Raw genomic sequence first — 11571 nt, forward strand, 5'->3', positions numbered from 1 at the left:
TATTGCATATTAACTTGAATAGTCACCATTGTTTCAAGTTACTATGAAAGAAAATGAAATTGAGTGAATAAATTACCCCAAACTATGAGAATTTATGTAAGCATGTTATTTTTTCTACTGGTGACCATTAGTTTCGCTCAGGAAAAAGAGTACAACAGTGCAATTATAAAGATTAACCCGTATGTCGAAGGCAATTTAGTTACCCCTTATGCCGATGATAAAGTTCCATTGTTGATTTTTATTATGGATGCAGGTGCTATTAATCGGGATGGGAATGATCGTATGTCCAAAAATGAAACCTTTAAAAAATTATCAAGAGAACTTGCTAAACATGGAATAGCTTCTTTTCGGTATGACAAAAGAATTTTTGCGATGGATCGCATGGGCGTGAGGGAAAATGAAATTTCTTTCAAAAATTTTATTAACGACGCTATAGAGGTCATTGATTATTTTGAAAAGAATAATGATTATTCTAAAATAATTCTTGCCGGTCATGGTCAAGGTAGTCTTGTTGGTATGATAGCTGCAAGAGACAGAGCTAATGCTTTTATCGGTATTGCAGGAAATGCTAGCAGTATAGACAATGTCATCATCGATCAACTTGCAGAACAAGCCCCTGGACTGGATAAAAGTGCTGCATTAGCTTTTAAACAACTCAGAGAGAATGGCAGAGCCACAGTGTATGAACCCGCATTAGAGTCTATATTTAGATATGATCTTCAACCCTTTATGCGTACATGGCTGCAATATAATCCCAGAGAGGAAATAGCTCAACTTGAAATACCTATTCTTTTGCTTTATGGTAAAAAAGATATTCAAGTAAACACGAGCGAAGGAGAAAAATTAAAAGAGGTTGCGCCTGATGCACAATTTGTAGCTATCGATAATATGAATCATATACTAAGAGAAATTAAAGGTAATCGTTTGGAAAATCAAAAATCTTATAATGAATCATGGCGACCGATTATGCCAGAGGTTATTAGTACGTTGGCTACTTTTATCAAAGACATTAGTATTCAATAAATTCGACTTAAATTTTTACTAGATGCCGTATCGCATTGTATTTACTGATATTGACGGAACCCTTTTAAATGTTGATCGAGAATTATCCGATTTTACTATTCGTGAGATCCTTCGAATCAAATCGCAGATTCCTGTCGTTTTAATTTCCTCAAGAATGCCAAGTGGTATGTTGCATTTACAAAAACAATTAGGAATTGAGAATCAACCTTTAATTTGTTACAACGGCGGACTTGTTCTCCACAACAATAACATACTGCATTCAACCACTATACCGATTGAAGATGTGCATAAAATAACGCAACAAGCAACTAGTATAAATTTGCATCTAAGTTTGTATCATGCTAATGAATGGTATGTCCCGAATAATGATTTTTGGGCACAACGAGAAGCCGCAAATACAAAGGTCACTCCAGTGGTACAAAATTTAAGAACTACTGTTGATACATGGAAAAGAGAGCACAAAGGAGCACATAAGATTATGTGCATGGGTGATGAGGAGAGTGTTGATACAATGTTTGAATACTTACAGCAAAATTTTGAAAACAAACTTCATCTCTATCGCTCTAAAACCACCTATATTGAGATAGCATCAAAATCAATTTCTAAAAAGACAGCAATTCAAAATATACTATCATCTCACTACAAAATAGATATCAGTGATGCACTAGCTTTTGGTGATAATTATAATGATATAGAAATGATCGAAGCTGTAGGTACGGGAGTTGCGGTTGCAAATGCAAAAAAAGAAACATTACAAGCGGCACAACATATCACACTCCCTGCAAAAGAGGATGGGGTTGCCCAATTTATTAAAGATCATATCTTACTATAAAACTGTGTTGAGAAGATTAGGGTTATTTCTGAGTATAATACTTTTAGCTATTGCATGTAAAACCAGCAAACCAGCACCTTATGTGTATGCTTCTCCGATTCTGGCATCCATTGATTTAACTACGGTAAAAGATGACAAAATTCAAGTAATCTATCATCCAAATAACGTATCACAAGACACCTTGCTCTTTAGTTTTCCTGCAATTATACCAGGAACCTATACTTTGGCAAACTATGGTCAATTCGTAGAAGAATTTACAGCATTCACTAAAGAAGGCGTACAATTAAAGACAGAAAAGATCAATCAAAATCAGTGGATACTCTATGAAGCTACAAGAATAGATAAAATTAGCTATTGGGTTCACGACACGTATGATAGTGAAGAACAACATAGTATATTTTCACCAACAGGATCAAGTTATGAAGAAAATCAACTTTTCCTGCTCAATCTCCATGGTATAATAGGCTATTTTGAATCGTCTCAATGGCAAGAGCATACAGTGTTGATTAAATACCCTTCTCATTTATATGGTTCTCAGACTGAACAAGCCAACCAAGAAAACACGTTACCATATGGAATAGATAAACTTTTATTTAAAGATTACGCTTCTTTAATTGATAGTCCTATCATGTATCAAACTGCGGCACCAGAACAATTTACAATAGATGAAACGGCTTTTCATCTGAGCACCTATTCCCCCAAAAAAAGGCATAGGTCTAAAACCATCCAACCATCTTTGCAAAGAATTTTAAAGGCACAGAAGAATTTTTTAGGAAACTTTATAAGCCCTACCCAATATTCAATTCTATTGTACCTTTCTAGTTCAGCCAACAACGATGCTCGAGGATATGGAGCTTTAGAACACCACAACGCCACGCTCGCTGTGTTACCAGAATCTCTATCCGCTGATAATTTAGAGGCCTCATTGACAGATATTATCTCTCATGAATTTTTTCATATTTTGACTCCGCTTCATCTGCATTCAGAAGAGGTACAGAACTACAACTATCAAAATCCTACAATGTCACAGCATTTATGGTTATACGAAGGTGTGACAGAATATTTTTCGATACTTTTTCAAATTGATCAAGGTTTGCTATCAAAAGAAGAATTTTATAACAGAATTATTACTAAAATAAATACTGCAGCACAATTCGATGCTATAGCATTTACAAAATTAAGTGAGAATATTCTGAAAGAACCTTATAAGAGTCACTATCCTAATGTTTATCAAAAAGGTGCTTTAATTGCAATGTGTATAGATCTGATCATGCGTGAAGAAAGCAAAGGTGCCTATGGAATTCTAGACCTGCTTAAAAGTCTTATTAGCTCATATGGAAGTACTACACCCTTTAAGGATGACGCACTTTTTTCTACGATCAGAACATTATCATATCCTTCGGTAGTAACGTTTCTTGAAAATCATGTCGATAATGATATAGCAATTGAGTATAATGAATATCTTAATAAAGCTGGATTAGAATTAACTAAAAAACAGGTTCCTACCTCATACTTTATTCACGAGACACAACCCCTACTCGAATCCGATCAAGTAAAAAACGAAATACGTTTCAACGATCACATAATAAATAATTCTTTTCTACAGAGTTTGGGTATAAAAAATCAAGATGTACTTTTGGCAATAGATACTAAAAAATATACCCCTGCTAATTTTTATGAAATATTTGCGGACGCTAATCAATGGAAGGTAGGAACTATAAAAGAATTCAAAATTAAACGTGGATTAGAAACCCTAATACTTAGAGCAACCCTCAGTGCACCTACAAGAACGGTTTCTATAATCAAAGAAATGGAAAATTCTTCTGAACAACAAGAAACTGTTTTTAAGAATTGGATTAATGAATAAATAATTAAGACGCTTACTCATGGAGAACACACCTTATTTTACCAATGATACTGTAGTTTTTGGAATCCTGATGCTTTGTTTAGGTCTGGTATTTTATACAACGTCACTCACCAGTACTTTTTGGAGATCATTTTATAGATATGTCCCTGCACTATTACTATGCTACCTTCTACCAGCTATATTTAATTCCGTTGGATTAATATCGCCAGAGTGGAGTGCGCTAGACGATAACGGAAACCTGATAGAAAAATCCTCAAATGTGTATTATGTTGCAAGCCGGTATTTATTACCTGCTTCCCTAGTTCTGATGACCTTGAGCATTGACCTCAAAAGCGTCTTCAATTTGGGTCCGAAAGCCTTAATTATGTTTTTTACTGGGACAGTGGGTATTATAATTGGTGGTCCTATCGCAATTTTACTCATATCGCTCGTATCTCCTGATACATTGGGAGGCATTGGATTCGATGCAGTATGGCGAGGGCTCTCAACACTGGCCGGTAGTTGGATTGGTGGGGGAGCTAACCAAGCTGCCATGCTTGAAATTTACCAATACAATCCCGATAAGTACGGAGGAATGGTATTGGTGGATATCGTTATAGCGAATATTTGGATGGCAATTATACTCATCGGCATTGATCGCAGTAAGGCCATAGATAAGTGGCTTAAAGCTGATACCACGGCCATTGAAGCTTTAAAAAATAAAGTAGCTAATTATACGGCAAGTATTTCTAGAACACCTAGTCTTACAGACTACATTATTATGCTATCAATAGCCTTTGTAGCAGTGGGACTTGCACATTGGGGAGCAGGAGGAATTTCTTCCTTCTTATCAGAAAACTTCTCAGTATTTAACGATAAGAGTTCGGCTCTATCCTCTTTTACTTCCACATTCTTTTGGATGATTACTATCGCTACCGCGATTGGCATTCTATTATCTTATACAAAAGTAAAACAATATGAAGGTGCGGGAGCAAGTAAGTTAGGAAGTATTTTTATCTATATTTTGGTAGCAACAATTGGTATGAAAATGGATCTGGGGATGATTTTTGAAAACCCTGGTCTTTTAGCCATAGGGCTTGTTTGGATGACTATTCATGCTGGGCTCTTAATTGGAATTGCAAAGTTAATAAAAGCCCCTTATTTCTTTCTGGCCGTTGGAAGCCAGGCAAATGTTGGCGGAGCAGCATCGGCACCGGTAGTGGCGGCTGCATTTCATCCTTCACTAGCAACAGTTGGTGTACTACTAGCAGTTTTTGGTTATGTAGTTGGAACCTATGGCGCAATTTTATGCACAATATTAATGGAAATTGCTGCAGTCGGTTAGTATACTATTTCAAATTATAGCATCTTTGTCACAAGTTCAAATTAAACCAAATACCATCAATGAAATACTATATTACTATTCTTACCATGTGTTGCTTACTTATAAGCTGTTCATCTCCTAAAAAAGGAAATGTTATAATTAATGGTACTATTAAAGGACTCAAAAAAGGAACCGTCTATTTACAGAAAGTTCAAGATACTATTCTTGTGAATGTTGACTCTGTAGTGGTAGAGGGAGATCCAACCTTTGTTATGTCTACGGATATTAAAGAACCAGAAGTAATGTATCTCTTTCTTGACAAGGAGGATGGGGTACCTTATAATGACCGGTTGAATTTCTTTGCAGAACCAGGTGAAATAACGATTAACACCACTTTAATGGCGTTTGAAAAAGATGTTAAAATAAAGGGTGGGAAGAACGAAATGAAACTTCAGGAATTCAAAAAAATGAACCAACGTTTCAATGATCGTAACCTAAGGCTAATAAAGGAAAATTTTGAAGCGGGGAAACAAAATGATCAGGAAAAGCTCATGGAAAACGATGCTGCTTATAAGAAACTACTCAGACAAAAATACTTGTACACCATCAATTTTGCTGTGACCAACCGAAAGCTTGAAGTATCTCCTTATGTTACCCTCAATGAAATTTTTGACGCTAATTTAAACTTCCTTGATACTATTGCCAAAGCAATGAGTCCGAGAGTAAAAAAGTCGATGTATGGGAAGCAACTTATTCAATATATCGAAGATCGCAAAGCCCAGGAAGCGTATAGTGAGATTAAGGAATAAGTGAGAAAAAATTAAATAAAAAACTCCAGATGAATCATCTGGAGTTTTGCTTTTAGAGCCGATGGAGGGACTCGAACCCACGACCTGCTGATTACAAATCAGCTGCTCTAGCCAGCTGAGCTACATCGGCAAAGCGGCTGCAAATATAATTTTTGATTTTATATTTGCAAATACTTTTTAAAAAAAATTACAAAGAATTTACTTTTTCGATCAATTCAATCGCATTCTTTTCTAAATCTTCGCGCACTGCTTTGAAATGAGCTGAATAATTCTCAACTTTTCTTTCGTTCACACGAACCATTAAATTATCAAACGTATTGATAGCATCAGTAATTATTTCTTCTGATGCCTTCTTATCAGCTTCCGGGTTATGCACTTGCCATAAATATACAGCCTCAATTATATCACCCAAAACGTAATTAATATCTTTCTTAAGATCTCTTTTATTTGCCATTATATAAAATTTTATGCAAAACTACTCTTTTCAATTAAATGTACACTTGTAAAACTTTCGAAAATTGCGCAGATAGCGTTAATTCTTTTATCATTGCCGGAACTAATGCTGTTTGACCGGCTTTTAGTTTTATAGTGTTGCTTGTTGCTTTAATTTTAACTTCTCCTTCTACACACATATAAATAACAAATGAATCCAAAGTTAAGTGAGAAAGCTGTTTTGTGTTTGTAACCTCAATCAATTCTGTTTTGAAATGAGGGCAATGAACTAATGGGACATTTGTATTTGGTTGAGCAGTATACTCAACTTTAAATTTGTCGGTGCCAGCAAAATCAATAGCCTCTAATGCCTCCTGCTGATGTAGCTCCCGACTGTTACCCGAATCATCCACACGATCCCAATCATATATACGATAAGTAATATCTGAGGTTTGCTGAATTTCAGCTAGTAAGACTCCAGCACCAATGGCATGGATAAGACCTGCATATACAAAAAAGACATCCCCTTTCTTAGCCGATTCATAATGTAAAATATCTTTGATAGTTTTTTGACTCACATGTCGTTGATATGAATTACTATCCACTATCTGATTGAAGCCCACTATGATGTTAGATCCTTCATCAGCCTGAACCACGTACCACATTTCTGTCTTACCTAAAGAGTTATGCTTGACCTTAGCCACTTCATCCCCGGGATGCAATTGTACTGATAAATCTTCTTTAGCGTCTATAAACTTAATGAGCAAAGGAAACTTCTCACCAAAACGCTCAAGGTTCTTCTCGCCTAATAAGTCTGATGCAAAGAATTGTATAGCTTCAGACAATGATTTCCCCGCTAGCGGTCCGTTACTAATAATCGAACTCTCTCCTTCTACATCACTGATCTCCCAACTTTCTCCTAATCTATTTGAAATAGATTTTTTGCCTAGCACTGTTCTGAGCTTACTACCTCCCCAAATTTTTTCTTTTAAAATTGGTTCAAATTGAAGTATATATAACGGTGTTTTATTCATTAACCAGTTCCTTTACTTTGGTAATCGCCATTTTAAAATGATGCGTAGCTTTGATACTATTAAATTTGAATACAAGAATACCATCTCGATTTACGACAAAGGTTTCACGACCCGGTAATAAACCCAGCATACGCGATTCAACACCAAAAAGTTCACGTAGCTCACCGTTTGAATCAGAAATAAACTGAAAAGGTAATTTGTATTTTGCTTTAAATCTTTGATGAGAACTGACTGAATCTCCACTTACCCCTATCACTTCTACTCCATACTCCTCAAATTCCTCGTAGTTATCTCTAAAATCACAAGCCTCCTTAGTGCAACCGGGTGTAAAATTCTTTGGATAAAAATAGATAACAAAGGGCTTGACACCTATTAAGTCCTTACTATTTAACGCTTTTTCGCTATCATCTTTTCCCGTAAACTCAGGAATCTTATCTCCAATATTCAAACCCATTATTCTCCTTTGTAAATAACAAAATTACGTGGCGTCTCATATAATGTAATTTCAATGTCAAACTTTGCCGGTAATTTATTTCTTAATTTTCTCCAAATAACCACTGCAATATTCTCTACGGTAGGGTTTAATTCTTTAAACTCTGGTACCTCTTCGTTGAGATTTTTGTGATCTAAAGGATCTTCCACTTCTGTACGAATGTAATCTTTCAAAATTTTCAGATCAATCAGATACCCTGTCTCTGTATCAATTTCCCCACTTACCGCAACAATTAGCTCATAGTTATGTCCATGATAATGCGGATTACTGCACTTGCCAAAAATTTCTTTATTTTTTTGGTCACTCCAGTCTTTTCTGTACAGCCGGTGCGCTGCATTAAAATGTGCGGTTCTACATGCTGTTATTTTCATAAGGCAATATGCGAATAAAACTTGTCAAAAATAATTTTAAACCAAGCAGTATAATGATCCGGGCGCTGTTCGATATCATTACGAACATCCTCTATAGACATCCATTTCCATGCAGCCACTTCATCAGGATTAATGGTAGGTTGATCTTCAAAAGTTCCTACAAGAATATGATCAAACTCATGTTCTGTCAATCCATTATCAAAAGGGGCTTTATAAATAAAAGAAATAGTTTCTTTTAAATCTGTAGTAAATCCCATTTCTTCCTGTAGTCTACGTCTACCCGCGGCTATATTTGTTTCACCTTCTCGCTGATGGCTACAACAGGTGTTGGTCCAAAGTCCGGGAGAATGATATTTACGCAAAGCTCGTTGCTGAAGCATCAGTTCGTTCTTTTTATTCAAAATAAATACAGAAAAAGCACGATGCAGTTTTGCTTTTTGGTGAGCCTCCATTTTTGGCATCAAACCGATTTGCTCATCTTGTTCATTAACTAAAATAACCTTTTCTTCTTCCATGCGATTGTATTGTGTCAAAATTACAAAATCGCATTACCAAATCATAATCCAATAGCCACAAGACCTGTTATAATATTCCCATACCAAAAAACATCATAATAAATATAGAATACATAATAAGAAGGAAGCTTCACTCTAAATTCACCTTTTTAACATATTTTATCCTCCCATAAGATTTGAGGCGGTAGTCTTAGAAATAATAGTTAGCTTAAAACTCAGCGCATAAAATATGTAGCTGTTAAAAAATAGTTTACGTTTGGTTTCGACCTATTTTTAGAATATAGAATATCCAAAAATTATCGATAAAGTTTTATAATCCGAGGTCCAAAAAACATAATTATCTAAAATCTCTCTGCTTGTCTGATACCTAATCTCTAAAACATATTTGTTATTAAGATTATAACCAATTCCCAAAGCTAAGTTGTCACGACCTTTCACATCTAAAGAATTCAATTTGGACCCATCGGATCTTTTATATTCGAGTGACGAATTTGAATCTATATCAAAAATATAAGAGGCATTGACAAAAACTTTAGAATTGTTACTAATAAAAAAATAGTGTCGTAAGCTTATAGGAATTTCAATAAACTTATAATCAACTTCTGAAATAAGTTTTCCTCCGGATAGATTATTTACATCGGTCGTTTTTTCGGCTTTAAAACTTCGATAAGTAGGTTCAATGGAAATAGCCCATTTGTTCTTGTTAAAGGGTAAGATAAATTCAGCTTCTATTCCAAAACCGAAACCCAATTTGTTTCCAAAATCCGTATCTGTATTTCTAGCACTAGAGTTTGTGCTAGAATTTTGTATCGTTAACGAGGAATTGCTCAATCTAGGCCTAAGCGTTAAGTTAAAATGGTTCTTCTTGTGTTTCTCTATATAATTTCTAAAATCCGGATTAATACATTCATTATACTGAACAAAAAATTTAATTAATTCCTTTTTATTATACTTTAAGTTTTCAACCTTGTTAATTGTAATTGTCGAGCATTTTAAATTATTCCATAATTGCTGTCTAAATCTATTGTTACTTCCTACTTGATCACGAGAAACTTTATACTTTTTATAAATCAATTGCTCAACTTTACTATTGTCTATGTTATAAAAATACTTTCTAAAACTTCCATTTTCATATAAATACAAATTAGCTTTACCTTCAACCAGTATTTTCAAAAAAAGTTGCTCTTCATTGAAACTTGGATTTTTATCATAACTAAGATTAATAAGTTTATCACTTGATCTGTCTATTTGTACCACCTCTCTAGAATACTTAGAGACACCGTAAATTCCAAATTCTTTAACTAATCCAAGACGTCCCGTTTCTATTTTACTTTCTTCGGAAATTTTGTAGTCAAAAGTATCAGGATTATTTTTCCAATCAGAATTCTTAATAAGGCAATCAAACTTTTGTCCGGAATTGTTGATATAATATCCTTTTTCAAAAGAGATTTGAGAATAACAATTGATACTTAAAATTGACACAAATAAAAAGAGTAAGTGATTTTTCATAAGGTTATAAGATTTGTTGTATTGGTTGAGAAAAATTATAAATGTTGTTTTAATCTGAGAATGTATTGTTTTATTAAAATCTGGAAAAATTTCTAATTAGCAACACAGATTTATTAAGAATTATTTAACATCTGTCAAATGTAAACAATTCACTTAAACTTCCAAAAAAAAAGCGAAATTGACAAACTAATAAAGCTAGACTGTATAAGTAAAAGAGAACATAAAAATTCCTGCATATCATTTTGTGACAGCTTGCTAATCAATAAATTCTAACAAAAAATTATCATACAGTTAGGCTAACTCTGCTTTGATTCTCAGATAGTTACTTTGGCTAGTATTCGGACTTTTAAACCATTGATAACCAAATCAAATCCTGACGATACATTCGTGCTGCATATTCATTTAGATTTTGATAAGAAATACTGCAAATTCGCGGTTGTAATTTTACAATAGTTATTCTATTACCATAATCTTCTAAAAACTTTCTATATCATTTTTTTTTGATTGTACTCTGCACACAAACGATTTCCCTTTATAGCTTAAACATGCACTGATGACTGGTTTAGTTGATCGTATTAAAATCATTAAGTAAGAAAGGATGATATAGAAAGTTTTCAAAAGATAGATGGTGTTACTATCTGGCAAACCGCTTCACTTAATAAAAATGAATAACAAAAACCTTATAAAAATAGCGGTGAGCCTAGAACTTAAAATTTCTAACGATTAATTTTTATTGTTGTATGAAGGAAGAAAAAGAATCAATTATGCAGATCCAGTAGAGACTAGTTAAACTATAAATCTAGAATTTAATATCTCTTAAAAGAAACGAGGGGTTAACATTCTGTTATATTTTCTAAAGAGTTCAAAGCGTAAAAACACTTCATAACTCCCATCACTGAATTGTGTATTACCCAACTCGGTAGTCTCTTTATCATAGGCGAAACCTAACATCATTGCATCCGAGATCTGAAAGCCTACCAGTCCGCTTACCGCAGCACTCCAACGATATGCAGCTCCCAAGGTTACACGCTCATATAATAAAAAGCTAGCCGATACATCAACCTGTAAGGGTGCTCCAAAGACTATTTTGGATAATACCGCTGGTTTAAACTTAAGATCATCACTTAAATCAAACGTATGACCGGCAATGATATAATAATTAATACGTTCCTTAGCCAAAAAACTTATGCCTTCGCTATCACTGGAAATATTACTCTCGTCAAAATGTTCGGTCTCTAATAAATTTGGCGTACTTACACCTAAATAGAAGCGATCCGTATGGTAATACACTCCCAATCCAACATTAGGACTAAACTTATTATCTATATCAGTACCAAATAATGGATCTCCCGTATTATATTTATTAAGCTCCTGTAAATTAAT

At 34.3% G+C, this 11571-nt stretch carries 12 protein-coding genes and 1 tRNA gene; 5 read left to right on the forward strand and 8 right to left on the reverse strand.

Translation table 11 applies throughout. The annotated features are described in order from the left end of the window. The first annotated feature begins 84 nt into the window (after positions 1-84). From BD809_RS10815 to BD809_RS10835, 5 genes are read left to right on the forward strand one after another with little or no spacing between them, the layout of a single operon-like run. Entirely contained in the window at positions 85-1023 is a 939-nt protein-coding gene (locus BD809_RS10815; protein ID WP_148782984.1) for an alpha/beta hydrolase, read from the forward strand. Positions 1024-1045: 22 nt separating this feature from the next. Continuing rightward, a complete protein-coding gene (locus BD809_RS10820; RefSeq protein WP_148782985.1) occupies positions 1046-1855 on the forward strand; it encodes an HAD family hydrolase in 810 nt (269 codons plus the stop codon). 4 nt (positions 1856-1859) lie between these two features. Next, positions 1860-3722: a M61 family metallopeptidase gene (locus BD809_RS10825; protein WP_170251863.1), complete on the forward strand. Its 1863-nt coding sequence runs from the start codon at positions 1860-1862 to the stop codon at positions 3720-3722. Positions 3723-3741: 19 nt separating this feature from the next. Beyond that, a complete protein-coding gene (locus tag BD809_RS10830) occupies positions 3742-5046 on the forward strand; it encodes a DUF819 family protein (protein ID WP_148782987.1) in 1305 nt (434 codons plus the stop codon). 59 nt (positions 5047-5105) lie between these two features. After that, positions 5106-5834 (forward strand): DUF4369 domain-containing protein, encoded by a 729-nt coding sequence (locus BD809_RS10835; protein WP_148782988.1) that lies wholly within the window; start codon positions 5106-5108, stop codon positions 5832-5834. Positions 5835-5890: 56 nt separating this feature from the next. Here the strand turns inward: BD809_RS10835 and BD809_RS10840 are convergent. From BD809_RS10840 to BD809_RS10875, 8 genes are all read right to left on the reverse strand, one after another. Beyond that, positions 5891-5964, reverse strand: a tRNA-Thr gene (locus tag BD809_RS10840). A gap of 57 nt (positions 5965-6021) precedes the next feature. Beyond that, positions 6022-6288, reverse strand: a complete 267-nt coding sequence (locus BD809_RS10845; protein WP_148782989.1) for a hypothetical protein — start codon at positions 6286-6288, stop codon at positions 6022-6024. 34 nt (positions 6289-6322) lie between these two features. Then, positions 6323-7300 carry a type I phosphomannose isomerase catalytic subunit gene (locus BD809_RS10850; RefSeq protein WP_148782990.1) on the reverse strand — a complete coding sequence of 326 codons (978 nt, stop codon included), beginning with the start codon at positions 7298-7300 and terminating at the stop codon, positions 6323-6325. Next, positions 7293-7754, reverse strand: coding sequence for a peroxiredoxin (locus BD809_RS10855; RefSeq protein ID WP_148782991.1), 462 nt, complete (start codon positions 7752-7754; stop codon positions 7293-7295). The genes BD809_RS10850 and BD809_RS10855 overlap by 8 nt, the downstream gene beginning before the upstream one ends. Beyond that, positions 7754-8164, reverse strand: a complete 411-nt coding sequence (locus BD809_RS10860) for a 6-pyruvoyl trahydropterin synthase family protein (protein ID WP_148782992.1) — start codon at positions 8162-8164, stop codon at positions 7754-7756. Before BD809_RS10860 ends, BD809_RS10855 begins: the two co-directional genes overlap by 1 nt. Beyond that, positions 8161-8679, reverse strand: coding sequence for an isopentenyl-diphosphate Delta-isomerase (gene idi / locus BD809_RS10865; RefSeq protein WP_148782993.1), 519 nt, complete (start codon positions 8677-8679; stop codon positions 8161-8163). The genes BD809_RS10860 and idi overlap by 4 nt, the downstream gene beginning before the upstream one ends. Positions 8680-8952: 273 nt before the next feature. Then, on the reverse strand, positions 8953-10188 hold the full coding sequence (locus tag BD809_RS10870; RefSeq protein ID WP_211356713.1) for a porin family protein: 1236 nt from the start codon (positions 10186-10188) through the stop codon (positions 8953-8955). A gap of 816 nt (positions 10189-11004) precedes the next feature. Continuing rightward, on the reverse strand, positions 11005-11571 hold a 567-nt coding region (locus BD809_RS10875), incomplete at its 5' end, for a PorP/SprF family type IX secretion system membrane protein (RefSeq protein ID WP_148782994.1).

The organism is Aquimarina intermedia (genome assembly GCF_008124785.1).
In the GTDB taxonomy this organism is placed as follows: Bacteria; Bacteroidota; Bacteroidia; order Flavobacteriales; family Flavobacteriaceae; genus Aquimarina; species Aquimarina intermedia.